Source organism: Mycolicibacterium rutilum, assembly GCF_900108565.1.
GTDB classification, from domain to species: domain Bacteria; phylum Actinomycetota; class Actinomycetes; order Mycobacteriales; family Mycobacteriaceae; genus Mycobacterium; species Mycobacterium rutilum.
The window spans coordinates 177,112-200,431 of record NZ_LT629971.1 but is presented as its reverse complement, the minus strand read 5'-3'; the positions used below and the strand labels follow the sequence as shown (position 1 = coordinate 200,431).

At 67.9% G+C, this 23,320-nt stretch carries 23 protein-coding genes; 14 read left to right on the top strand and 9 right to left on the bottom strand.

The window, feature by feature from the left end:
* Window positions 1-4: 4 nt before the first annotated feature.
* The 6 genes from BLW81_RS00905 to BLW81_RS00880 all read right to left on the bottom strand — a co-directional run bounded on the left by BLW81_RS00905 (window position 5) and on the right by BLW81_RS00880 (window position 5,746).
* Window positions 5-1,393, bottom strand: a complete 1,389-nt coding sequence (locus BLW81_RS00905) for an MSMEG_0567/sll0787 family protein (RefSeq protein ID WP_083405557.1) — start codon at window positions 1,391-1,393, stop codon at window positions 5-7.
* Between the two features lie 4 nt (window positions 1,394-1,397).
* Window positions 1,398-2,453: an MSMEG_0568 family radical SAM protein gene (locus BLW81_RS00900; protein ID WP_083405556.1), complete on the bottom strand. Its 1,056-nt coding sequence runs from the start codon at window positions 2,451-2,453 to the stop codon at window positions 1,398-1,400.
* Window positions 2,454-2,462: 9 nt separating this feature from the next.
* Entirely contained in the window at window positions 2,463-3,725 is a 1,263-nt protein-coding gene (locus BLW81_RS00895) for an MSMEG_0569 family flavin-dependent oxidoreductase (protein ID WP_083405555.1), read from the bottom strand.
* A complete protein-coding gene (locus BLW81_RS00890) occupies window positions 3,722-4,594 on the bottom strand; it encodes a carbon-nitrogen hydrolase family protein (RefSeq protein ID WP_083405554.1) in 873 nt (290 codons plus the stop codon). The genes BLW81_RS00895 and BLW81_RS00890 overlap by 4 nt, the downstream gene beginning before the upstream one ends.
* Before the next feature lie 13 nt (window positions 4,595-4,607).
* A complete protein-coding gene (locus BLW81_RS00885) occupies window positions 4,608-5,129 on the bottom strand; it encodes an MSMEG_0572/Sll0783 family nitrogen starvation response protein (RefSeq protein WP_083405553.1) in 522 nt (173 codons plus the stop codon).
* A gap of 146 nt (window positions 5,130-5,275) precedes the next feature.
* Window positions 5,276-5,746 (bottom strand): DUF5994 family protein, encoded by a 471-nt coding sequence (locus tag BLW81_RS00880; RefSeq protein ID WP_083405552.1) that lies wholly within the window; start codon window positions 5,744-5,746, stop codon window positions 5,276-5,278.
* A gap of 187 nt (window positions 5,747-5,933) precedes the next feature.
* On the opposite strand from BLW81_RS00880, the gene BLW81_RS00875 reads away from it, so the two are divergent.
* The 4 genes from BLW81_RS00875 to BLW81_RS00860 all read left to right on the top strand — a co-directional run bounded on the left by BLW81_RS00875 (window position 5,934) and on the right by BLW81_RS00860 (window position 8,891).
* Entirely contained in the window at window positions 5,934-6,137 is a 204-nt protein-coding gene (locus tag BLW81_RS00875; RefSeq protein ID WP_083405551.1) for a cold-shock protein, read from the top strand.
* Between the two features lie 219 nt (window positions 6,138-6,356).
* The gene (locus BLW81_RS00870; RefSeq protein WP_083405550.1) at window positions 6,357-6,815 is read left to right on the top strand and encodes a DUF5994 family protein; all 459 of its coding nucleotides are present in this window, start codon (window positions 6,357-6,359) and stop codon (window positions 6,813-6,815) included.
* 10 nt (window positions 6,816-6,825) lie between these two features.
* Window positions 6,826-7,629 carry a transglutaminase-like domain-containing protein gene (locus tag BLW81_RS00865; protein ID WP_083405549.1) on the top strand — a complete coding sequence of 268 codons (804 nt, stop codon included), beginning with the start codon at window positions 6,826-6,828 and terminating at the stop codon, window positions 7,627-7,629.
* A 128-nt stretch (window positions 7,630-7,757) separates the two neighbouring features.
* Window positions 7,758-8,891: a fatty acid desaturase family protein gene (locus BLW81_RS00860; protein WP_083405548.1), complete on the top strand. Its 1,134-nt coding sequence runs from the start codon at window positions 7,758-7,760 to the stop codon at window positions 8,889-8,891.
* Here BLW81_RS00860 and BLW81_RS00855 read toward each other — a convergent pair.
* The 3 genes from BLW81_RS00855 to BLW81_RS00845 all read right to left on the bottom strand — a co-directional run bounded on the left by BLW81_RS00855 (window position 8,888) and on the right by BLW81_RS00845 (window position 12,824).
* Window positions 8,888-10,522 carry a fatty acyl-AMP ligase gene (locus BLW81_RS00855; RefSeq protein WP_083405547.1) on the bottom strand — a complete coding sequence of 545 codons (1,635 nt, stop codon included), beginning with the start codon at window positions 10,520-10,522 and terminating at the stop codon, window positions 8,888-8,890. The two genes, BLW81_RS00860 and BLW81_RS00855, sit on opposite strands and share 4 nt — an antisense overlap.
* A 120-nt stretch (window positions 10,523-10,642) precedes the next feature.
* Window positions 10,643-12,379: a sulfatase-like hydrolase/transferase gene (locus BLW81_RS00850; RefSeq protein WP_083405546.1), complete on the bottom strand. Its 1,737-nt coding sequence runs from the start codon at window positions 12,377-12,379 to the stop codon at window positions 10,643-10,645.
* On the bottom strand, window positions 12,372-12,824 hold the full coding sequence (locus tag BLW81_RS00845; RefSeq protein WP_083405545.1) for an SRPBCC family protein: 453 nt from the start codon (window positions 12,822-12,824) through the stop codon (window positions 12,372-12,374). Before BLW81_RS00845 ends, BLW81_RS00850 begins: the two co-directional genes overlap by 8 nt.
* A gap of 135 nt (window positions 12,825-12,959) precedes the next feature.
* Here BLW81_RS00845 and BLW81_RS00840 point away from each other — a divergent pair, with 135 nt between their 5' ends.
* From BLW81_RS00840 to BLW81_RS00795, 10 genes are all read left to right on the top strand, one after another.
* Window positions 12,960-13,895: a 2-hydroxyacid dehydrogenase gene (locus tag BLW81_RS00840; protein ID WP_083405544.1), complete on the top strand. Its 936-nt coding sequence runs from the start codon at window positions 12,960-12,962 to the stop codon at window positions 13,893-13,895.
* Window positions 13,896-14,089: 194 nt separating this feature from the next.
* Window positions 14,090-15,232 carry an FAD-dependent oxidoreductase gene (locus tag BLW81_RS00835; RefSeq protein ID WP_083405543.1) on the top strand — a complete coding sequence of 381 codons (1,143 nt, stop codon included), beginning with the start codon at window positions 14,090-14,092 and terminating at the stop codon, window positions 15,230-15,232.
* A gap of 46 nt (window positions 15,233-15,278) precedes the next feature.
* Window positions 15,279-16,160, top strand: coding sequence for a fumarylacetoacetate hydrolase family protein (locus BLW81_RS00830; RefSeq protein ID WP_083405542.1), 882 nt, complete (start codon window positions 15,279-15,281; stop codon window positions 16,158-16,160).
* Window positions 16,157-16,840, top strand: coding sequence for a GntR family transcriptional regulator (locus tag BLW81_RS00825; protein ID WP_083405541.1), 684 nt, complete (start codon window positions 16,157-16,159; stop codon window positions 16,838-16,840). The genes BLW81_RS00830 and BLW81_RS00825 overlap by 4 nt, the downstream gene beginning before the upstream one ends.
* Before the next feature lie 38 nt (window positions 16,841-16,878).
* Entirely contained in the window at window positions 16,879-17,250 is a 372-nt protein-coding gene (locus BLW81_RS00820) for a RidA family protein (protein ID WP_157897529.1), read from the top strand.
* Window positions 17,247-18,149 carry an alpha/beta fold hydrolase gene (locus BLW81_RS00815; RefSeq protein ID WP_083405539.1) on the top strand — a complete coding sequence of 301 codons (903 nt, stop codon included), beginning with the start codon at window positions 17,247-17,249 and terminating at the stop codon, window positions 18,147-18,149. Before BLW81_RS00820 ends, BLW81_RS00815 begins: the two co-directional genes overlap by 4 nt.
* The gene (locus BLW81_RS00810; RefSeq protein ID WP_083405538.1) at window positions 18,146-19,585 is read left to right on the top strand and encodes an amidohydrolase family protein; all 1,440 of its coding nucleotides are present in this window, start codon (window positions 18,146-18,148) and stop codon (window positions 19,583-19,585) included. Before BLW81_RS00815 ends, BLW81_RS00810 begins: the two co-directional genes overlap by 4 nt.
* Window positions 19,582-21,210, top strand: coding sequence for a sugar ABC transporter ATP-binding protein (locus tag BLW81_RS00805; protein ID WP_083405537.1), 1,629 nt, complete (start codon window positions 19,582-19,584; stop codon window positions 21,208-21,210). Before BLW81_RS00810 ends, BLW81_RS00805 begins: the two co-directional genes overlap by 4 nt.
* A complete protein-coding gene (locus tag BLW81_RS00800; RefSeq protein ID WP_083405536.1) occupies window positions 21,207-22,304 on the top strand; it encodes an ABC transporter permease in 1,098 nt (365 codons plus the stop codon). The genes BLW81_RS00805 and BLW81_RS00800 overlap by 4 nt, the downstream gene beginning before the upstream one ends.
* Window positions 22,301-23,308, top strand: coding sequence for a sugar ABC transporter substrate-binding protein (locus tag BLW81_RS00795; RefSeq protein ID WP_083405535.1), 1,008 nt, complete (start codon window positions 22,301-22,303; stop codon window positions 23,306-23,308). The genes BLW81_RS00800 and BLW81_RS00795 overlap by 4 nt, the downstream gene beginning before the upstream one ends.
* Window positions 23,309-23,320: the final 12 nt, after the last annotated feature.

Sequence of the window (23,320 nt, the reverse complement as noted above, 5' to 3'; positions counted from 1 at the left end):
ACCGTCACGCGCAACCCAACCCCGTCACACCGGCGCCGATAACGGTCGTGACCGCACCGTCCGGCCACCGCAACCGCACCCCGGGCTGCGCGGTCAACCGTCCGCAGTCCGCGCCGGCCACGCCGTCGGGCAGGGGCACCGCCTCGCCGCCGACGGTCAGCATCCCGAAACCGGGGAAACAGGTCAGCCACGCGCCCATGTCCGCGGCGGCGGGTTTCGGGATGGCCGCCACGTCCAGTTCGACGCCGGTCGCGCCGGCCTCGGCGAGCATCCCGGCGGTCCCGACGACACCGGCCATGCTGACGTCCTTGGCGGCGCTGGGCTGCATCGACGCGACCAGTCCCGCCATCCGCACCAGCTCGTCGGAGGAGCGTGTGCTGGTCGAATCCCATTGTCTGTCCGGATAACCCGCGCGCCAGCGACCGGTCACGTCCGTCGTCAACCGGACATCGTCGCCGACGCGACCGCCGCCCGCCGGGACCGGATTCGCGGTGCGGCCCAGCGCCGTCACCGACAGCGCGGCGGGCACGCCGAGCTGGGTGTGCCCGCCGAGGACGGGCACCCGCCAGGCCTGCGATCCGCGGGCGACGCCGCGCATGATGCGGGTCAGCAGAGACCGCGTCGGCGCGCCGACCGCGTCGAGCAGACCGATCGGCGCGGCGCCCATCGCGCTCAGGTCGTTGACGTTGACCAGCACCGAGCACCAGCCCGCCCACTCCGGGTCGCGCTCGACCATCGACGGGATGATCGCGTCGCAGGCGGCGACGATGTCGCTGCCCGGCAGCGGCACCCCGTCGTCGCCGACGAAGCCGGCCGGGCCGAGCGCACCGGGCACCGACCGCAACGGCGCCAAGGTCTCACCAAGGAACGCCTTCGTCGCGCCCGCCAGGCGTTCGAACTGGTTGAGCGGATACCTCATTCGGACATGCGGTTGCCCGGCGACCGCACAGTCCCCGAGCACCTCCCAGCCCAGCCCGATGAACAGGTCGCGATAGCGTCGCTGCACGGTCGCCTCGAAGCGCAGCACCCCCGCGGATTCGATGTGCGCGCAGGCCGCGCGGATCAGCGCCGGCCCGACACCGGCGGCCCGGGCCCGCGCGTCGACGACCAACCGGCTGCCAGCCCACCAGCCGATGTCGTCGGCGCAGCAGGGCGCCAGCCGAACGCCGCCGAGCACCGCACCGTCGGCCGCGGTGGCGACCAGGACGACGGCGCGCGGGTCGTCGTCGATGTCGTCGCGGTCGCTGCCGTCGAACAGGTTCTGGGTGACGACGAACTCGTCGCGCCGCAACCGCCGGTACGCCGCGACCTCATGGTTGTCGGCGGGGTGGATGAGAAACTGCGGCTGCGGGTCCGCGGCGCGGCCCGCCAGGATCGACAACTCACGAATCATGGTGTCACCCGCCGAAATTCTGCAGGACGCCGCAGGCCCCGCACGCCGCGCAGCCCGCGCGTTGGTCGGCGCCGGACATGCCCGCGAGCCGCAGCTGCGTCGCCACCTCGCGGGACACCTTCTCGACAAGCGCGGCGTCGGGCGCGCGGGCGTCGTCGACGTCGACGGCCAGCGTGCCCGGGTGCGGCCGGAACGGCACGACGAACGGGTACACCCCCATCGCGATCAGTTCCGTGGCGCCGGCGATCAACTCGTCGGGATCCTCGCCGAGCCCGACGAGCAGGTACGTCGACACCTGGTTGCGGCCGAACACCCGCACCGCTTCCCGCCACGCGGCGCGGTACTGCGCGAGCGGGACCGTTGCCTTGCCGGGCATCCACCGCCGGCGCACCTCGTCGTCGAGCGACTCGACGTGGATGCCGATGGCGTCGGCTCCGGCGTCGCGCAGGTCCTGGAGGACGGCGAGGTCGGCGGGTGGCTCGCACTGCACCTGGATCGGCAGCGACGGCACCGCGGCCTTGACGGCGGCGACGCAGCGGGCGAGGTGGCGCGCGCCGCGATCAGTGCCCGCGGAGGTGCCGGTCGTCATCACCATCTGCGTCACGCCGTCCAATCGCACTGCGGCTTCGGCGACTTCGGCGAGCTCGGCCGGCCGCTTGACCGCGGTGGTGGCGCCGGCGCGCAGCGACTCCTCGATCGAGCAGAAGCGGCAGCGCTGGTCGGGGGAGTACCGGATGCAGGTCTGCACGACGGTGGTGGCCAGCACGTTGCGTCCGTGCAGCCGCGCCAGCTTCTCGTAGGGCACACCGTCGGCGGTGACCAGATCGTAGAACTTCGGACGCTCGATCACCTGCACGTCGAGGCCGGTGTCCTGCCCGTCGAACAGGATCTGATCACCGTCGAACACGAACGGGCTCTGCGGGTTTCGCGGAATCGCCGCGTTGAGGCCGTCGATGACGAGGTGCCCGTCGTCGCTGGGGCCTGCGCCGGCGGTGCGGGTGACCGGTGGCCGGCCGCGGATGCCCAGCAGGGCGAGGTCGACGCGGGTCGATACGGACATCGGACCTCCTCAGTGGCCGGCGGCCAGGCGCAGTAGGGAGTCGTCGTAGTCGGCCACGATCGTTGTGGCGATGTGCCGGGCGTCGCGGTCGATGCCGAGGAACCGGCCCGAGCCCCAGGTGTGCATCCACGGCAGCCCGATGAAACTCAAGCCGGGCACGGTGGTGATGCCACGGTTCTGCATCGGGCGGCCGGCGCCGTCGAACGCGCTGGCCTCGATCCACCGGTAGTCGGGGCGGTAGCCGATCGCCCACACGATGCTGGTGACGCCCTCGGCGGCGAGATCCAGTGTCGTCGCCTCGTTTTCGGGCTCCCACACCGGCGTGTACCGCGAGGGCGGACCGGCGTCGACGCCGGTGGCGTCGATGTGGGCGTCGATGTCGGCGCAGATGGAGTTGTACACCGCGTCGGCGTGATCGAGTGCGGCGCGCAGCGTCGGCGCGAACCGCAGGGTGGTGTCCTTGCCGTCGTCGAGCGTGCCGTAGAGGCGCATCCCCTCGACGGCGAACTGGCGCAGGTCGATGTCGCGTCCGCCGTCGCGGCCGGTGACGTAGTGGTTGGTCTTCTCGATCGCGGCCTTGCCGCCGGTGTACTCGCCGGCTGCGCGGTCGTAGAGGCCCATGTCCGACAGCCAGGTCATGCAGTCGCGGCCGCGGTAGAACCGGGCGACCCGCGGCGCGTTGCCCACCGCGAGGTGGACTCGGCGGCCGGCGAGGTGCAGGTCCTCGGCGATCTGTGCGCCGGATTGGCCGGTGCCGACGACGAGGACGGCGCCGTCGGGCAACTGGTCGGCGTTGCGGTACTGCTCGGAGTGGATCTGGGTGATCGACGGGTCAAGCGCGCTCGCGAACGGCGGTGTCACGGGTAGCGGGTAGCCGCCGGTGGCGACGACCGCGTGCTCACAGCTCAGCGTCTCTTCGCCCGTCGCTGTGTGCAGCGTGAGCTCGAAACCGCCGTCGGGGGCGGGACGCAACTTCGTGACGCGGGTGTGGGTGCGCACCGGCGGAGCGAAGGTGTCCAGCCAGCCCGCGAGCCACTGCACCACCTCGTCGCGGGTCATGAACCCGTCGGGGTCCGGGCCGTCGTAGTGGTAGCCGGGCAGCCGGCAGTGCCAGTTCGGTGTCACCAACGTGAAGTTGTCCCATCGGCTGTCGGCCCAGGCGTGCACCGGCGTCGCGGCCTCGAGCACGACATGGTCGATCCCGGCGCGGCCGAGGTACCAGCTGACCGACAGGCCCGCCTGCCCGGCACCGATGATCGCCACCTTGGTCACGACACCAGCTCCTGCCACTCGGTGAGCGCGGTGTAGACGTCGGGGCGACGGTCGCGCAGGTGGAACATGCCCGCCCGCATGGTGCGGAACGTGGCGTCGACGTCCACCTCGGCCACGGCCATGCCGCTACCGAGAAGCGTTGTCGCTAAGACATTTCCACCGGGATCGACGACCTTGGCGTTGCCGACGTAGCGCAGCGACCCGAACGTGCCGCTCTGATTCGACGCGACCCAGAACACCTGGTTGTCCAGGGCGCGGGCCATGTCGAACAGGTTGAACCGGTAGGTCCAGCGGTCCTCCTGCAGGTTCTCGGCGGTCGCGGTGCGCGCCGCGGGCCAGGCCGACAGGCTGGCGATGATCTGCGCCCCCTGCAACGCCATGACACGGGCCGCCTCGGGAAACGCTTTGTCGTAACAGATCTGCAGGCCCACCCGGCCGACCGGGGTGTCGAAGACGTCGTAGCGCGCGCCCGCCGAATACGACATGCCCTCGCCGAGCGGCTGGTGGACCTTGCGGTAGCTGCCGTAGACGGTGCCGCCGTCGAGCACCGCGGCGGCGTTGTAGCGGGTTTCACCGTCGTCGGCCAGTTCGCAGAATCCGATCGCGACCACCAGATCACCGACGATCGACTGCACGCGGGCGATCTCCGGGCCGTCGAGCCGGATCGCCGGCGGCAGCGACCGCTGCGTGGTCTTGACGGTGTCACCGTGGTTGCCGAGCGACGACAGGTACCCGCCGATCGCGGCCTCCGGCAAGACCAGGAAGTCGACGTTCCGGTCGCGGGCTTCGGCCGCCAGTGAGGAGATCAGCGCGTAGTTTTGTTCGAGGTCGCGGGTGAAGTTCGCCGATACGGCGGCCAAAGTGGTCATCTCGCAGCGGCTTTCAGACCATGTAGGTGGAGTTGATGATCGCGCCCTTGCGGGCGTAGTGGATGATCGCGTCCTGCACGTCGAGCGGGTGGGCGGGGATCACCCCGGCGATGAGGTCCTCCTCGCGGCCACCGTGCAGAGCCAGGCCGAAGCGGCAGCAGAACACGGTGCCACCCTCGCCGATGAAGGTCTCGAGTGCGTCGTTGATGTTCTGCTCGCCCGGGAACCCGGAGTCGCCGGTCTTCGGAAAGCCGCGGGTGGCAAGGCAGTTGATGGCGCCGGGGCCGTAGAAGTAGATGGCCGATTCGAAGCCCTTGCGCAGGGCGCGGGTCGCCTGCAGCACCGCGACGAAGCTCACCGACGACTCGTGGGCGATGCCGTGCACGAGGGTGAAGTAGGTCTCGCCGTCCTCGGCCTTGTAGTCGGGGAAAATCTTGGTGCCGCCGTAGATGTTCGACCCTTTGGGCAGCGCGGGGTGGGGGATCTCGGCGAGCGAGGTCTTGATGTTCTCGTCGATGGCGGCGTCAAATGGCATGGAGATCTCCAGGATTCGGTAGCAGGTCGCGGGCCGAGTGAAGTTCGGCTCTACCGATTACAGGCCTGGACGATGTCCGGGTGGTTAGCGATGGACTACGTCTGCGTTAGAAAGCGCTCACCGCGGAAATGTGCGCGTAACAGCGCTCAGGTCGCCTGCTGCGCGCACACGGTGCGAGCGGCCTCGACGATGTCGAACGCGGCCAGATACCGCGCCGAGTCGTAATGCTTGCTGTCGACAGGGAGGCCTGCCGCGTGCCGAAGCACCATGACCGCCAGCGCCGGCGTGGTGTGGCAGGGGACCACCAACAGTTTCGCCTTCGCCGTCTCGCCGGTCACGCACATCACCCGCTGGGGGCGGTCCTTCCAGCCGGGAAGGGCGCCGATGCCGCGGCGGGTGAGCATGTCGAGATCGGGAACGGCATTGGCCGAGGACCAGTTGACGTTGAGGTCGACGATCTGCCCCAGCGAGGCGCGCAGCGCGTCGATCAGTTGGGGCAACTCACGCGCGATAGAAGGGGTGCGGGGCCACCAGGCGCCGTCGAGACCCTCGCCGGGAGCGTTGACCATGGTGAGCCGGATCGGGCTGGCGCTGCGCCGCTGAGTCGCCTGATTCACTGCAATCCTTCGTTTGTAATCGACGAATCGGATCGCAGATTGATCATGTTCAACACCGCACGGGGTGGACCACGTCGACAGACGAAACGGTTCCCTGCTGACACTACACCCGCGTTTTCCGTCGGCCGTGCTAGCCTCTACCTGGATGTTCTTCTACATCCATCACGATGAAAGAAGTTGGAAAAGTATGGCACAGGGAACTGTGAAGTGGTTCAACGGCGAAAAAGGCTTCGGCTTCATCGCCCCCGACGGCGGCGACAAGGATGTGTTCGTCCACTACTCGGAAATCCAAGGTAACGGCTTCCGGTCGTTGGAGGAGAACCAGCGCGTCGAGTTCACGATCGAACAGGGCGCCAAAGGACCTCAGGCAGTCGGCGTAAGCGCCGTCTAGTCAGATCGAACATTGTGGGCTGGTGGGTTATCCCACCGGCCCACTTTTCGTTTGAGCGCCCAAATGCATAGTGCGCCAACGGAAACCGCGACGGTCGGGGAACGGTTGACCGGTGCCGTAGGCTGTAGGTATCGGCGATTCCTCGCATACGAAGGTTGAGATCGTGTCGTCGCCGATTCGATAGATGAGCCGCGCGTCGGCTCAGGCGGGATCAACCCCATGGCACGACAAGAAACTTCCACTGACTCGAGGCGCCACGACGGGCCGCACGACGGGCCCGACAACAGCCCGCGGCTTCGGCTCAAGCGGAAGGCTCCGGCCAGCGGCTACGTCGACGGCGCCTGGTGGCCGCACAGCGACGATCTGCCGCACGAACTCCCCGATCTGGTGAGCGTTCTTGCGGTTCGCCTCGGGGGCGTGGCCCGAGTGACCTACCACCTCGGCGAATGGGCGGAAGCGCCGCGCAAGATGCTGGTCAACGACCGATTCGTCAAACTCGACGGCTATCAGCGGCAACCGGCCAACACGATCGGCGTCCTCGACGGGCGCGGAAATCGACTGGTCCTGCTGGTGGTGCCGTCGCGCACCGAGGCCGATCTCGCCCACACCATCTCGATGGCTGCGGCCTCCGCCGACAACACCTCGACCGTCGACGCACTGCTCTCGACCGGCGCCTGACGTTTTACTCATGAGGCGGGAGGTCGGCGTCGAGTTGCAGGTGGAGATCACCGAACCGACCCTGCTGGAATTCCAGATCGCGGTCGCGCCGCATCCGGGCACCGAGGTGACCGAGCGGTTGTCGTTCGTCCTGGACGGTGAGCCGATTGAGCCGGAGGAGATCAGCGGGCCGCACGGCACCCGCGTCCACACGATGCCGGCGGCCACGGGCACGTTGGCGGTGCAGTACAGCGCAGCGATCGAGGGCCGGACCGCACCGCCGCCGGTCACCGCGTACGACCTGCTCGCCTACCGGCGACCCAGCCGCTACGCCGAGGCGGACAAGTTCTATGGTTTCGCCGCAACCGAATTCGGCAGCTACGCCGATTCGGCGACGCTGCTCGAGCGGGTTTCCTCCTGGGTCGGCACCCGGCTCAACTACGTGCCCGGTTCCAGCGACCCGATCGACGGCGCGGTCGACACCCTGCTCTCCGGCGCCGGGGTGTGCCGCGACTTCGCCCATCTGGTGGTCGCGCTGCTGCGCGCGGTCAACGTGCCGGCGAGGATGGTCTCGGTCTACGCGCCGGGCCTGTATCCGATGGACTTCCACGCGGTGGTCGAGGCGTTCATCGAGGGCCACTGGCGGGTGGTCGACGGCACCCTGCTGGCTCCGCGGTCGTCGCTGGTGCGCATCGCCACCGGCCGCGATGCGGCCGACACCGCCTTCCTGACCAACCACGGCGGCACCATCTCGCTGGACAAGCTGCTGGTGACCGCGGTCGTCGACGGTGACCTGCCCGGCGATTCCATCGACGATCTCGTGTCGATCGGCTGAGTCCATGGCATCGACACCCGCCGACGGCTTCTCTAGGCTGGAATTACTTTCGACGCGTTGCCGTCGTCCGCGTTCTTCGGCCGTCACCGCGAGTTCCGACCTGCACCACCCGCGCGAACGGAAAATTCTTGGCAATCAGCGATATCGCCGCCTACACGCACCTCAGTGATGCCGACATCGAGGCGCTGGGCACCGAGTTGGACGCGATCCGCAGCGACATCGAAGAGTCGCTGGGGGAGAAGGACGCCGCCTACATCCGGCGCACGATCGTCGTCCAGCGCTTACTCGAGGTCGCGGGGCGGCTGCTGATCGCCGGCACCCGGTCGAGGGCGGGGTGGCTGCTGGGCACTGCGACGCTGGCGTACGCGAAGAGCGTCGAGAACATGGAGATCGGCCACAACGTCGGCCACGGTCAATGGGACTGGATGAACGACCCCGAGATCCACTCCAATACGTGGGAGTGGGACATGGTCGCGGCGTCGTCGCAGTGGCGGTACTCGCACAACTACCGCCACCACGTGTTCAGCAATGTGGTCGGCGTCGACGACGACCTGGGTTTCGGCATCATGCGGATCTCACGTGACGTGCCCTGGCAGCCGGTCCATCTGCTGCAGCCGCTGCGAAACGCGTTGCTGGCCTTGATCTTCGAGTGGGGCATCGCGCTACACGGCGTGCACGCCGAACGCGACCGGGCCGAAGGCGACACCCAGCGCGTCACGCGGGAGCGGACGCGGCTGATCCGCAAGATCACCCGCCAGGCGGTCAAGGACTACGCGGTGGCGCCCGCGTTGAGCGGACGGCGGTGGCGCCGGACGTTGGGCGCCAACGTCGCCGCGAACCTGCTGCGCAACCTGTGGACGTACGTGGTGATCTTCTGCGGCCATTTTCCCGACGGCGCCGAGAAATTCACCGCCGACGTGCTCGACGAGGAGACCCGCCCCGAGTGGTACCTGCGCCAGATGCTGGGCGCGGCCAACTTCACCGCGGGCCCGGTGCTGGCGTTCTCGACCGGCAACCTGTGCTACCAGATCGAGCATCACCTCTTCCCGGACCTGCCCAGCAACCGGTACGCGCAGATTGCCGTGCGTGTGCGGGCGATCTGCGACAAGTACGACCTGCCGTACACCACCGGCCCGCTGCCGCGTCAGTACCTGCTGACGATGCGGACGATCCTCAAGCTCGCCCTTCCGGATCAATTCCTGTCCGCGACCAGCGACGATGCCCCCGAGACAGCGTCCGAGCGCAAGTTCGCCGACCGCTAGTTCACCAGCGACAACGCGTGGGCGCGTCGCAGCTTGCCGGACGGTGTCTTCGGGATCGTTCCCGGCGCGAGGACCACCACATTGCGGGGCCGGACGTCGACCTCGGCGAACACCTCGTGCGCGACCTGGCGCTCGACTCGGCGGACCGCGTCTTGGTCGGCGTGGTCCGTGCACTCGACGGCGACGGCGAACGTCTCGCGCGATTGGCCGGCGTCGAGCCGCACCGCGACGGCGCACCCCGGCCGCACTCCGGGCACGCGGCCGGCGGCGCGTTCGATGTCGGCGGGGTAGATGTTGCGGCCGGCCATGATGATCACGTCTTTGAGTCGTCCGCACACCACCACCTTGCCCGTCTCGGTGAGGTAGCCGAGGTCGCCGGTGTCGTACCAGCCCTGGCCGTCCTGGGCGGCGATGAACCCGGCGGTCGTGGTGTATCCCCTGGTGACCGCGTCACCGCGGACCTCGATCACGCCGACGCCCCGCGACAGCAGTTCGGCGCCGTCGTCGCCGATGATGCGCACCTGCAGGTTCTCCAGCGGCTGCCCGAGCGTGGCGAGCCGCCGGGTGCGGCCCTTGGTCGACGGCACCGCGCGGTGCAACAGCGCGAGCAGATCGGCGTCCACCTCGTCGACGAGCACACCGCGCCCGCATTCGGAGAACGAGACGGCGACCGTCGTCTCCGCCATCCCGTAGGCGGCGACGATCGCCTCGGGCCGCAACCCGAACGGTACGCCCGCCTCACACAGCGCCTCGACGTCGCGCGGGTCGACCTGCTCGGCCCCCGACAGCGCCCATCGCAGCGACGACAGGTCGTAGTCGCCGGGCGTCGCCTGTCGACGAAGCCGGCTCGCGAGCAGGTTGTAGGCGAAGTTCGGCGCGGCCGTCATGGTGCCGCGGTACTTGTCGATCAGCCTGGGCCACAACAAGATATCGCTGAGGAAGTCCATCGGCGTCACTTTGACCAGTTCAGCGCCGAAGTACATCGGGACCGTCAGGTAGCCGGTCATGCCCATGTCGTGGAAACACGGCAGCCAGCTCACGATCACGTCGGTGTCCAGATCGAAATCGCAGCCGACGGTCATCGCCTCGGCATTGGCCACGATGTTGGCGTGCGTGATCTGGACAGCCTTGGGGCTGCCCGTCGAACCCGAGGTCAGTTGCAGCAGCGCGACGTCGTCATCATCGGACCGCAGCGGGTCGCAGGGGGCGCTGGCCAGCAGGTGTTCAGCGGTGACCACCGAGTACCCGAGGCCGGACAACGCGGGTACGGCGGCCATGAACGGGTCGGAGACGACGACGGTGCTCGCCTCGATCATGTCGATGACCGCGGCCGTGTCGACTGCCCACCGCACCAGGTCGGTGCGCGGCGTGGGCTGGTGCAGCATCGTCAGGCTGGCGCCGCGCATCCAAACACCCTGTGCCACAGGCGCGATCTCGACGGGCAGGCCGGCCAGCACCGCGACGGCGTCACCATGTCCGACCCCGGCGGCCGCCAAGCCGCCCGCGACCCGGCGGGCGCGTTCGTGGATTTCGGCCCAGGTGTGCCGCACGGGTGCGACCGGTTCGCCGGTGATCATGCCGTGGGTGCTCCACTGGGCATTGCTGTACATCGTCTCGGTAAATCGGCTCACATCGCCCCTCCGAGCCTCCGGTTCGCCCTGGCTTCGGCTGAAGCGGGTTGACCGGACGTGCCGACTGTAGCCGTCAGCGTGGCGGCAAAACGTGATTGGGCACGGAGATTCGGAAAACGGTCACACTTGTGACCGGCGCGTGACGTACGGCCACGGCTGGTGGCGCTCGGGCACCGAGGCCGCCCGCACCTGCTTGAGCTGCGTGCGCAGGTGTTGACGCAGCTCGTGCAGATCCGGATCGACCCAGCGGTTGGTGCTCTCGGCCGGGTCGGCGGTCAGGTTGTAGAGCTCCCACTGGTCGTCGAGCGGCGTCGAGCGGTAGGCGTCGCCGCCGATACCGTTCGCCGCGTGGTGACGAACCCCGGGTTCGGTCCACGTCGCCGGATCGTCGAAGGTGCGGACCAGCTTCCACAGCTGCCCGTCGACCTGCGTCACCAACCCCTCGAAGTTCGACGCCACGTGCGCGGGTATCCGGATCCGCAGCGGCGCAGGCGGATTCGTCGACCGCTTGAGCTTGCGTGCCAGTCCGGAGGCTCCGGTGTCACCTTCGAGCACGTTGTCGCGGGTCATCAGGTAGACCGCGCGCGACTCGTCGGCCGGTGCCCCGTCGACCACCGGCATCAGGTTGCGGCCCGGCAGCTCGTGCACCTCGGTGAAGGTTTCGGCCAGTCTGGCCGCCGTGGCGTCGACGTCGATGCCGGCAGCGCCGAGCAGCGTGGGCACGATGTCGACGTGGCTGGTCGGCGCGGTCACGGTGCGCGGCTCGGTCTGGTGGGCGCCGACGCGGGCGACGACGAACGGCACGCGGGTGGCCTCGTCGTAGAGGTTGAACCACTTCTGGTGCAGGCCGCCGTGCGCGCCGAGCAGATCGCCGTGGTCGGCCGTGCGCACCAGCACCGCGTCCGTCGAGCCGTCGGTGACCGCGCGCCGCACCCGGTCGATCGGCCCGTCGACCTCAGCGTGCAGCCGGTAGTACAGGTCGCGGTACTGCTGGGCCTTGCGGGTGTAGGTGCGGTCGATCGCCGGGGCCGGGCCGTAGCCGGAGTAATAGGCCTCGCGGAACGCGATCTGCGCGGCGGGTTTGTCAGACAGATCCTCGTCGGCCGTCGGCGCCGGCGGCACGTGCGGCGGATCCAGCGGCGAGGGCCGCACCGGGCTGCGGCGTTGCCAGGCCGGGAAGAGCACAATGTCGTGCGGATTGACGAAGCTGGCGACGAGCAGGAACGGGCGCAGAGCGTCGGGGTCGCCGGCTTGGCGGCGCTGATAGCGGTCGGTCAGCCACGCGACCACCCGGTCGGCGATCAGGCGGTCGCGCCGCACACCCGCGTTGGCCAGCAGCGCGCCGTGCGGTTCGGGGCCGACCCAGCCCGAAAACCCGTACGGGGCAAGCGGATCAGCGTCGAGGTACTGCTGCACGGCGGCGGGGTCGACGACGCCGTCGTCGTCGTTGGTCGCCAGCGGAGCGCCGGTGCCGGGGTCGGTGAGATCGGCGTGCGAGATGTGCCACTTGCCGTCGTAGTGGGTGTCGTATCCGGCCGCGCGGAACCAGTTGCCCAGCGTCGGCACCTCGCCTGCGCGCAGCCAGCGCATGCGGGAGTCGTCGGCGGACTTGCCGATGCCGTCGGTCTGCGTCACGCCGTGCAGGTCGGGGTAGTGGCCGGTGAAGATCGTCGGGCGGCTGGGCACGCAGGCAAGTGACCCGGTGTAGTGCCGTTGGAAGCTGACGCCGTGATCGTCGAACCACTTGCGGCCGGTCAGCGTGTAGTCGCGCCAGGCCAGCACCTCGGGCGCCTCGTACGGCGGGGTCGCACGCTCTTCGTCGGTCATCACGATGACGATGTCGGGCCGGTCAGTCACGGGTGTTCTCCAATCGCTGGGCCAGCCCGGCGAGCATGCCGTCGGACTCGCGGGCCACCAGCCGGCACGCCAACCGCTCGACGAGTTGCTGGGTTTTGCCTGCGCCGATGCGCGCGCTGCTGGTGATCGTGACGACGGTGTCGCCGGCGCTGGTGGCTTCGAGGGTCCAGCGGTTGCCGAGCCGGCCCAGAAATTTCGGCAGCCCCTCGATGGCGTAGGCCAGCACGTACTGCGGGTCGCACTCGGTGACGCGTTCGACGACGGTGTTGCGGCCCATCTGCACGCGACGAGTCGTGCCGACCATCTCGCCGTCGGGGCCACGCTCGAGGATGCACGAGTGGTCGACCTTGTCGACCCAGGCGCTGAGCGCACCGAAATCGGACAGCACGGTCCAGATCTGTGTCGGGGTTGCCGCGAGGGTGCGGCTGCGGTCGATCTCGGCCACGACCTCACGCTACGCGAAAATGACGACAGCGTCAGGCAGTTGGGCTCCGGGTGGTTGCAGAAGGCGGTACCGGCTACCTTCAAACAGCGCGGTTCTCGCTGGACACCGCGGCCTCGGGTCGCCATCGTGGCGGCTATGAGTACTTCCCAGGTCCTGCAGGTCGGCCCGCTGATGCCCGCGGTGGCGCAGGGCCTGCGCGACGACTACGACGCCTACGTCCTGCCCGATGAGCCGGCCGAATTCCTGGCGACGCACGGCGGCGACATCACTGTCGTCGTGACGTCGGGCTCCGCGGTGGTCGACGCCGCACTGATCGATGCGCTGCCCAACCTCGGCGCGATCGTGAACTTCGGCGTCGGATACGACACGGTCGACGTCGACGCGGCGTTCGCGCGGGGGATCGGGGTCAGCAACACCCCCGAGGTGCTCAACGACGCGGTGGCCGACACCGCGGTCGGGTTGCTGCTCGACACGTTGCGCGGGTTCTCGGCGGCGGACCGGTTCGTGCGGGCCGGCCGGTGGCCGGTGGACAAGATGTTCCCGCTGACCCGCGAGGTGAGCGGATCGCGGGTCGGCATCCTCGGGCTGGGGCGGATAGGTCGCGCGATCGCGTTGCGGCTCAGCGCATTCGGCTGCACGATCAGCTACCACAATCGACACCGGGTCGACGTACCGTACGAGTATGCGTCGTCGCCGGAGGAGCTGGCACGGAACGCGGACGTGCTCGTGGTCGCGGCGGCCGGCGGTGATTCCAGTCGCGGGTTGGTCGATCGTGCCGTGCTCGACGCGCTGGGCCCCGACGGGTATCTCATCAACATCGCGCGCGGCAGCGTGGTCGACGAGGCCGAGTTGGTGGCCGCGCTGACGGAGAGGCGGCTCGCCGGCGCGGGTCTGGACGTCTACGCCGATGAGCCGAACGTGCCCGAAGCGCTGTTCGCGCTCGACAACGTCGTGCTGCTGCCCCACGTCGGCAGCGCCACGACGCAGACCCGCGCGGCGATGGCGGAGCTGACGTTGCGCAACGTCGCGTCGTTCCTGTCGTCGGGTGCGTTGGTCACGCCGGTGCGCTGACCCTTTCCTGGCGCTCGCGGGATCAGGCGAGGCGAAACCGCTTAACTCACCGCGAATTTCGCAGTCAACAAAAACGTAACAACCAATTTCGCCGTTCCTGTTGCGGAGTCAATTAAGTCGACTTACGCTCGCAGGATCCCGGGTCCGGAATCCTGGATCCAGGATCCGAACGACAGCTCGACGGCAGGAGAAGCATGCGACGAACTGCGGAAATCGCTGGTGCGGGCTTGTCAGGACTGCTCCTGGCGACCAGATTGGCTCAGCTCGGATGGCAGGTGCGGCTGCATGAGCGCAACCCCGACCTCCGCATGTTCGGCGCCGGAATCTGGATCTGGGAAAGCGGACTGCGCGCGCTGGAGGTCGTGGGCGCCTACGACCAGGCGGTCGCGCGCGCTCGGACGATCGCCGAATGGCGCATCGCCGACCACAACGGACGCCCCTTGATGTCGCGCTACACCACTGCCAGTGATCGCCTGCTGTTGCCGCCGCGGGCCGACCTCTACGAAGCGCTCATCACGCAGGCCGAGCACTTCGGTGTCGACATCCAGACATCGTCGACCGCGGTCAGCGTCACCGGAGACGGCGTCCTGCAGATGCTGGACGGCACCGAGTTGAAGGCCGACCTCGTCGTCGCCGCCGACGGTGCGTATTCCCGTCTGCGCGAATCGATTCTGGCGACAGGGTGGGTGGACTACGGCGTCGAGGCCGGCATCCGGATGATGATCGACCGCAAGGACGACGATCCGGACGACACGATCATCGAGTACTGGCACGGCCGGCGGCGGCTGCTCTACAACCCCTGCACTGAAGGCCAGGACTACATCTTCCTGAGCGCCCCCGTCGACGACAAGCGGGCCAGCGCCATGCCCGTCGACCGAGACCTGTGGAGCGCGGCGTTCCCCAGCGCGGCCCATCTCGTCGAACGGTTCGCGGAAGCCAGTCGATGGGACCGGCTGGTCAACGTGCGCTGCCGGCACTGGTCGCAGGGGCACGCCGCGATCATCGGCGACGCAGCACACGCGATGCCTCCGAATCTCGGGCAGGCCGCCAACACCGCGTTCATCAACGCCATGGCACTGGCGATGGTCCTCGAGGACGAATCCGACATCCCCACCGCGCTACGGCGCTGGGAGAAGGAGTGCCGGGCGCTGTCCGACCACGTCCAATGGTGGTCGTATCTCTACGGCTTCGTGGTTTCCAAGTTCCCCGAGCGGCTCGACCCGGTGCGCGCCCGGATGCTGCGCGCGGTGTCGGGCACCAAGGTCTTCCAGAACGGACTCAACAAAGGCGCACGCACGGTACCCGCGGGCGCCAGGACCGACCCGGTCCGGCTCTGATGTCGATCAAAGTTGCTTTTCCACAACATATTCAGGAGGCCTTCAGGTGAAGTTCGCGTCGTTCCTCGGTCCGACCGGCATCGTCGCCGGCGTCGTACGCGGCGCTGCTGTGGTTCCGCTGGACGGAGGTGACTCTGTCGACTGGGCCGGACAACCCACGGGACTGCTGCAACACATCGGCGGCGGACGCGAGGCCATCACGACCGGCACCGAGGTTCCGCTGGACTCGGTCGAGCTCGTCGCCCCGATCCCGGTGCCGCGGCGCAACATCATCTGCGTCGGACAGAACTACGTGGAGCACTCGATCGAATTCGACAAATCCGGCTTCAACGCCACGGCGGGCAAGGGAATCCCCGACCGCCCTGTCGTTTTCACCAAGGCGCCGACGACGGTCATCGGTCCCGAGCAGGAGATCCCCGCGCACGACGAGCTGACCCAGTCACTCGACTACGAAGCGGAACTCGCGGTGATCATCGGACGTGAAGGCAGGGACATCAGTCCCGACGACGCGATGTCGCACGTGTGGGGCTACACCATCATCAACGACGTCACCGCCCGCGACATCCAGCACGCCCACCGGCAATGGTTCCTCGGCAAGTCCAAGGACGGGTTGTGCCCGATGGGGCCGTTCGCTGTCACCGCCGACGAGGTCGACTACCGCGACATGCTGATCGAGACGCGGATCAACGGTGAACTGCGGCAGAGCGCCAAGACTGTCGACCTGATCTTCGACATCCCCGAGCTGATCGCAACGATCAGCGCCGGGATGACCCTGGTGCCCGGCGACATCATCGCCACCGGTACGCCACCAGGAGTCGGCATCGGCTTCGACCCGCCGCGCTTCCTGCGCGCCGGGGACGTCATCGAGATGACGATCACCGGGTTGGGCACCTTGGTGAACACCGTTGGCGCCGCGGGGAATCCATGACGACCAATGCAGACGCTCCAGCCGGCGGGGTGGCCGGGATCGCGCCGATCGCACGCAGCACAGTGCGTGATGCGGTGCGCGACGCACTGCGCGACCTGATCATCAGCGGCGGCGTCGACATCGACAGGCCACTGCGACAAGACGAGCTGGCCGCCCGTCTGCAGGTGAGCAGGACCCCGCTGCGTGAGGCGTTGCACGGGCTCGCCAGCGAGGGACTCATCACACTGGACCCGCGCCGCGGCGCGGTGGTGACCAAACCGACGGTGCAGCAGCTGCTCGATCTGTACGAAATCCGCGAGCTGCTGGAGGTGTACGCGGGCCGCAAGGTTGCCTCGCTCGCCGACACCAGCCACATCGACGAGATCGCCGCGATCAATCACCGGATGGCCCAGGTCGACGACCCCGTCGAATGGGCCCAACTCAACCAGCAGTTCCATGCGGCGGTATACGCGCCGTGCGCCAACGTCGAACTCGTCACGCTGATCGGTGTGCTGGCCGCGCGTGCCAAGTTCTACGTCCGAATCCTGGTGTCCAGCAAACCACCTGCGATCGGGGCGGTGCACGAGCACCAGGAGATGCTCGACGCGCTGCGTGCCGCCGATCCCGACGCGATGGAGGCCGCGATCCGCCAACACCTCAGATCGACCGTCGAGCACGTTGCGCCGACGCTGACCGAGTGAACACGAAACGAGAGGGACGACACATGACTGTACGTTATATGCCTGAAGTTGAAGGACTTTCGCTGTTCGGCGACTATTCGCCGGTGGCGGTCACCGATGGCGTGGTCGCCGTCGCGGGGCAGTTCGGCACCGACGGAACGTCCCCCGAGGAGCAGGTGCGCGGCGCGTTCGCCAACGTCGGCAAGGCACTCGCCGCCGCGGGACTCGGGTTCTCCGACGTCATCAAGTTCACCACGTACCTGGTCGGCAGGGAGACCATTCCGCCGTTCATGTCCGAACGCAAGAAGGTGTTCGCCGAGATCTATCCCGAAGGCGTCTACCCGCCCAACACGCTGCTGATCGTCGCGGGTCTGGTGCACGAGGAGTTCGTCGTCGAGATCGAGGCGATCGCGCGGTCCAAGGACGCATGATGTTCGTCGACCGGCGCACGCTGCCTTTCAACCACGGGCGCGACCACGTGATCTCCTATCCCGTGACCGCCCGCGGAATCCGTACCAGGGTCGTCGAATCTCACGGCGGATCAGTGCCGTTGGTGTGCCTGCACGGCGTCGGGTCCCGTGCGGACCGGTTCATCCCGGCGATACCGGGACTGGTCGAAGCCGGCTTCCACGTCTACGCGATCGACTTTCCCGGCCACGGGTTCGCCGACAAACGTGACGGCATCGACTACCGCGCACGCGGGTTCTCCGACTTCATCGCCGCGGTGCTGGACGAACTCCAACTCAAGGAGGCGATCGTCGCCGGAACATCGCTGGGCGGTCACGTCGCGGCCAGGCTCGCGTGCGACCGGCCCGACCTGGTCGCGGGTCTGGTGCTCATCGGCACGATGGGGATCTCCGAGCTGCCCGAGGAGAACATGGTCGCCCCCGAGGGCGTGGCCGACGGCAGCGAGGCGGCGGTGCGGAGAAAGTTCAGCCTCGTGGTTTCTGATCCCGAGATGGTCAGCGACGCCTGGGTGCGTGAGGAGTCGATGATTAACTCGTCGGACGGCGCGCGCGATGCGCTGCTGACAGCGGCGCAACACCTCAACTCGGAAGCCAACGCGGACCGGCAGACCGAGCGTCTCACCAAGGAACGGCCCGACCTGCCGATCCTCATCGTGTGGGGTGAAGACGACCGGTGGACACCGCTGTCGATGGGGCACGCGGCCCACGAACTGCTCAAGGGCTCGGAACTGCGGGTCATGTCCGGATGCGGGCACGCCCCGTACTTCGAAGACCCCGACACCTTCGTCGGTGTCGTGGCCGCGTTCTTCGACGACGCCGAGATGGCGTTCTTCGACGACACCGAACTTGGAGGTACATCATGACCGATACCTGGCTGCTGATCGAGAACGGCACCGTCATCGACGGAGATGCCAACCCGCCGATCGACAACTGTGCCGTGCTGGTACACAACGCGCGCATCGTCAAGATGGGCGCGGTCGACCGGGAGACCGACATCCCTCGCGGCGCGCAGCTGTCGGTGATCGACGCCCGCGGTAAGACGGTGATGCCCGGCCTGATCGACATCCACTGCCACATGACCTACGGGTTGGCGCGCACCGAGGAAGAGATCAGCATCTACACCCCGCCCGAGCTGCGGACGCTGATCGCGGCCGCGAACGTGGAGAAGGTGCTCGCCGCCGGTGTCACCAGCATCTCGCAACCCGGCGGAAGCTACTTCATCGGCGTCGGACTGCGCGAAGGTATCAAGCAGGGCCTCGTGCACGGACCGCGGATGACCAGTGCCGGAAGGTATCTCACCACCAGCAACGGTCTGACCGACTGGTTCCCGGACGCGACGGGCAACCCGGAGTCGAGCATCGGCAAGCTCACCAACACCACCGCCGAGATGGTCGACGAGATCCGCCGCCAGGCCAAGGCCGGCGTCGACCTCATCAAACTCGCCGACAGCCCCTACGGCGACTTCCAGGCGTTCACAAACGACGAGCTGAAGCTGTGCGCCGACCTCGCTCACCAACTGGGCAAGAAGATCACCATCCACGCGCGGGGTTCGGCGGAGGTGGCCGCCGCCGTGGACGCGGGCTTCGACCACATCATGCACGGCAACCACATGAACGACGAGACGATCGCCAAACTGGCCGCCTCGCAGATCCCGCTGGCGCCGACACAGCTGTTCATGCACCACATCGTCGAATTCGCCGAGATCTCCCGGAACAGGCAGTCCATCGTGGACGCCACTGCCCGGATGAACGAGGCGACGATGGTCAGCCTGCACCGCGCCTACGCCGCCGGCGTCAAGTTCGCCATGGGAACCGACTCGGGGTTCGCCACCGTGCCGTACGGCCAGTTCCACGCGCGTGAGCTCGAGATGCTGATGCTCTACACCGGCATGTCGGCGCTCGAGGCCATCCAGGCCGGCACCAAACACGGTGCGCCAGCTGTGAATCTGCCTGATGACGTGGGCGTGCTCGCCGAAGGCAAGCTCGCCGACATCATCGTCGTGGACGGCGATCCGCTCAAGAACATCCGGGTGCTCTACACGCCGGGCAAGATCACCCATGTCATCCTGAACGGCGCCGTCCAGACGTTCCCCGAGGACATCCGCACGCGGTTCATCCGCAACAACTACCTGCCCCACGAATACGGCTGGGAGCTACTGACCTACGAGCGCGTGTTCGAAGGCGGAGAGCTGCCCAAGACCCAGCTGGACTGGCCGCGGGAGATGCGCCTGGATCTGGTCAACGACGTCCGCAAGTACGAGACCGTGGGCGCGAGCGTCAACGGAGCGGCCGCGGAATGACCAAGATGGCCACCTCGGACACCGAGGCCGGTGCGCCGGTCACCGCAGCAGACCCGGCTGTGCACTTCGGAGTCCGGGGTGCCACCCACGACTACTCGGGTGTCGTGGTGCTGCGCGGCGTCGATTTCGATATCCGCGGCGGCAGCATCCACGCGCTGATCGGCGAGAACGGTTCGGGCAAGTCAACATTGATCAAGGTCCTGACCGGCGCGGTGAAGCCGACCGCCGGCGCGATCGTGCTCAACGGGGAGCAGGTGTCGTGGACGACCCCGCAGGCGGCGCAAACCGCCGGCATCGCGGTGGTGCACCAGAACTACAACCTGTTCCCCGAGATGTCGGTCGAACACAACCTGCTCGCGGGCGCTGCCCGGCCGCCCAGGAATCCGCGCCGGTTGGGGGCGGTGGACCATCGGCGGTGGCGGCAGCGGGTGCGCCGGCTGCTCGACCGTCTCGGCGTGGACCTCGATCCGCACGCGAAGGTCGGCACGCTCGGCGCGGCGGAGCGCAAGTTCGTCGAGATCGCCCGGGCGATGTTGATGGAGCCGCGGTTCTTGATCCTCGATGAGCCGACAGCGGCGCTAGAACCCGCTGCCGCGCGCCAGGTGCTGGATTTGATGTGCACGCTGCGCGGTCAAGGACTGGGGTTGGCGTTCGTGTCGCACCGACTCGACGAGATCGTGGAGACGGCCGACGAGGTGACGGTGCTGCGCGACGGGGCCTGCGTCGACCACAGGACGGTCGACGCCCTGACCACCCGGCAACTGGCCACCATGATGATCGGAGACCGATCGGAGCGGTCGGCGCCGAACAGCGTCTCCACCAAGCGTGACGAGGTGCTGCTGCGGCTGCGGGACCTGCGTACCGTCGACGACGGACCCGCCGTCGACCTCGACGTGCATGCCGGCGAAATCGTCGCGGTCACCGGCCTTCTCGGCTCAGGGGCGGCCACCGTGGTCGCGATGGCCGGCGGTGATGTGCCGCTGCGCGGGCAGTGCGAAATCGCCGGAGCAGGCGCGTCGATCCGGTCGGTCCGTGACGCGCAGAAGGTCGGCATCGGGCTGATCCCCGAGGACCGCAAGGCCCGGGGCCTGGTGGTGGATCAGTCGTGCGCGTTCAACGTCTCACTCGCCTCCTTCAACCGGGTGGGCCGGTCGTACTGGCTGGCCCGCCGTGACCTCGTCCGCCGTGCGCAGCGCTACCGTGAGCGGCTCGGCATCAAGATGGCGGGGCCTCACGCACCGGCGGCCACGCTGTCGGGCGGCAACCAGCAGAAGGTCATGCTCGCCAAGCTGCTCGCCTCCGACGTCCGCATCATGGCCGTCGAGGAGCCGACACAGGGCGTCGACATCGGCGGCCGCTCCCAGATCCATTACCTGCTACGCGAATTCGCTGCCCAGGGGAACGGTGTGCTGGTCTACTCGACCGACCTGACCGAGGTGCTCGCAGTGGCGGACCGTGTCGGCGTGTTCCGGCACGGTGCGCTCACCCGCATGCTTCCGACATCAGAGCTCACCGAGCATCAGCTGGCCGCCCTGGTGGTCGGCGACCAGATCCGTGACGACGACGTCGCGCCGCAACCGGTCCACGTGGACGCGGTGTCCATCAGTCAGGGAGGTGGGTCGTGACCCTCACGCACAACATCGCTTCACCGAAGCCGGCCGAACCGGAGCCGTCGCCGCGGCGTCCGCACCGCACACTGGGGGAGCGGATCGACACCGCTTTCGTGCCAGGCGTGTTGCTGCTGTTGATCGTCTATCTCGGTGCGACCAACGACGCGTTCCTGAGCACCATGAACATCACGAATGTGCTGACCCAGGCGTCGATCCTGGCGATCGTGTCCTTCGCCGCGACGTTTGTGATCATGGCCGGACAGCTCGATCTGTCGATGGGCAGCGCGTCGGCGTTGATCAGCGTGCTGGGTGCGACGGCGATGGTGCAGACCGGATCAGCGTTGCAGGGCATCGCCGTGTGTCTGGCGGTCGGCGTCGTGCTCGGGTTGCTCAACGGCGCGATCGTGACGTACCTGGAGGTACCGTCGTTCATCGCCACCCTCGGGACGATGATCATCTGCGGCGCGATCGCGCTCGCACTGACCAACGGTGGTGTCGTCACCGGGCTGCCCGAGGGCTTCCGCTCACTTTCCACGCTGCGGATTGCCGGCCTGCCCCTGCTGGTCTGGTTGACGGTGGTCGTTTTCTTCGTGTTGTGGTGGCTGCAGCGCCAGACCGTGTTCGGCTACCGCGTGCTCGCGGTCGGAGGCAACGCCGAAGCCGCTCGGCTGTCCGGCATCTCGATTCAGCGCATCACGATGTTGGTGTTCCTGATCACCGGCGTCGCATCCGCGCTCGCGGGGTTGGCGTTGCTGATCCGGGTGCAGTCCGGCCAGCCCAACGCCAACGCCACGCTGGCGCTCGAAGCGATCGCGGCGGTCGTCGTCGGCGGCACCAGCCTCAACGGCGGACGCGGGTCGATCGTGCGCACGCTGTGGGGTGTGTTGTTGATCGCGGTGCTGCGCAACGGACTCGACATCAGCGGCATCAGCGAGGACTACAAGAACGTCGTCGTCGGCGCGGTGCTGATCGCCGCGGCTTCCGTCGACTTCCTGCGTCGCCGCTTCGTGCGGTCGCGGCGCCAATCAGCGGCGCTCGAGCCCGCCCCACCCGATCAGCAACTCGCACAACCGAGTCGATCCGCCACCAACCGAGGAGAAGCAGAATGACCCTTGCCAGATTCGCCAAGGCCGCAGCGGCGGTGACCTCAGCTGCGCTGCTGACGGTGGCGTGTTCACACGATTCCGGTGCGGGCGACGCGGGCGGGTCGGCCGGTGCCGACACCGAACTCACGCTCGCGATGAACGTGTACTCCCGGACGCTGCCCTACTTCCAGGACATGATCCGCGGCGTGCAGGACGTCGCCAAGGCCGACGGCCACACCACGGTCGACGTCACCTACGGCGACACCAATCCTCAGCTGCAGTACGACCAGCTCGAGAACGCGATGAGCACCTCGCCCAACGGACTGCTGATCGTGCCGGTCAACCCGTCGGCGCTGATCCCCGTGATCCAGCAGGCCGCCAGCAATGGCGTGCCGGTCGTCACGATGGCCAACGACATCGAGGAGTCCGGTCACGACTCGCAGCTGGCCCACGTCGGCCAGGAGTACGTCGACCTCGGAAAGCAGAAGGCTCAGTATCTCGTTGACGCCCTCGGTGGGCAAGGCACCGTCGGCTACGTACACGGCATCCGCGGGCTGACGTTCAGCGAGCTGCAGTCCCAGGGCGCCAAGGAAGTGTTCGCGGCCAACCCCGGTATCACCGTCATCGACGGTCCCTACGCCGGGCAGTTCAGTTCCGATGCCGGCCTGACCGCGACCGAGAACGTGTTGACTTCCAACCCAGACGTCGATGCGCTGTACTTCGACAACGACGACATCGCGCTCGGCGGAATCATGGCCGTGCAGCAACGTAATCGACCGATGGATAGCATCTACATCGTCGGTACCGACGGTGGCGCACCGGCGATCGACGCGATCGCCGCCAAGTCGATGGACATGACCATCAGCCTGTGCGGCTACGCCACCGGCCGCGCCGGCGCCGAGGCGCTGATCGGCTATCTGCGCGAGAACAAGAAGCCGGAGAACCGGTTCGTGCCCGTCGAGGCGCTGACGATCACGACCGAGAACCTCGCGGACTCGCAGGCCAAGATCAAGAACGGGCAGTGCTGACGGTGCGCTGAG

Bases quoted from the DNA above. Each gene is read 5' to 3' on its own strand.
- BLW81_RS00905 (WP_083405557.1), bottom strand. From the start codon at position 1,393: ATGATTCGTGAGTTGTCGATCCTGGCGGGCCGCGCCGCGGACCCGCAG.
- BLW81_RS00900 (WP_083405556.1), bottom strand. From the start codon at position 2,453: ATGTCCGTATCGACCCGCGTCGACCTCGCCCTGCTGGGCATCCGCGGC.
- BLW81_RS00890 (WP_083405554.1), bottom strand. From the start codon at position 4,594: ATGACCACTTTGGCCGCCGTATCGGCGAACTTCACCCGCGACCTCGAA.
- BLW81_RS00885 (WP_083405553.1), bottom strand. From the start codon at position 5,129: ATGCCATTTGACGCCGCCATCGACGAGAACATCAAGACCTCGCTCGCC.
- BLW81_RS00875 (WP_083405551.1), top strand. From the start codon at position 5,934: ATGGCACAGGGAACTGTGAAGTGGTTCAACGGCGAAAAAGGCTTCGGC.
- BLW81_RS00870 (WP_083405550.1), top strand. From the start codon at position 6,357: ATGGCACGACAAGAAACTTCCACTGACTCGAGGCGCCACGACGGGCCG.
- BLW81_RS00865 (WP_083405549.1), top strand. From the start codon at position 6,826: ATGAGGCGGGAGGTCGGCGTCGAGTTGCAGGTGGAGATCACCGAACCG.
- BLW81_RS00840 (WP_083405544.1), top strand. From the start codon at position 12,960: ATGAGTACTTCCCAGGTCCTGCAGGTCGGCCCGCTGATGCCCGCGGTG.
- BLW81_RS00835 (WP_083405543.1), top strand. From the start codon at position 14,090: ATGCGACGAACTGCGGAAATCGCTGGTGCGGGCTTGTCAGGACTGCTC.
- BLW81_RS00825 (WP_083405541.1), top strand. From the start codon at position 16,157: ATGACGACCAATGCAGACGCTCCAGCCGGCGGGGTGGCCGGGATCGCG.
- BLW81_RS00820 (WP_157897529.1), top strand. From the start codon at position 16,879: ATGCCTGAAGTTGAAGGACTTTCGCTGTTCGGCGACTATTCGCCGGTG.
- BLW81_RS00815 (WP_083405539.1), top strand. From the start codon at position 17,247: ATGATGTTCGTCGACCGGCGCACGCTGCCTTTCAACCACGGGCGCGAC.
- BLW81_RS00810 (WP_083405538.1), top strand. From the start codon at position 18,146: ATGACCGATACCTGGCTGCTGATCGAGAACGGCACCGTCATCGACGGA.
- BLW81_RS00805 (WP_083405537.1), top strand. From the start codon at position 19,582: ATGACCAAGATGGCCACCTCGGACACCGAGGCCGGTGCGCCGGTCACC.
- BLW81_RS00795 (WP_083405535.1), top strand. From the start codon at position 22,301: ATGACCCTTGCCAGATTCGCCAAGGCCGCAGCGGCGGTGACCTCAGCT.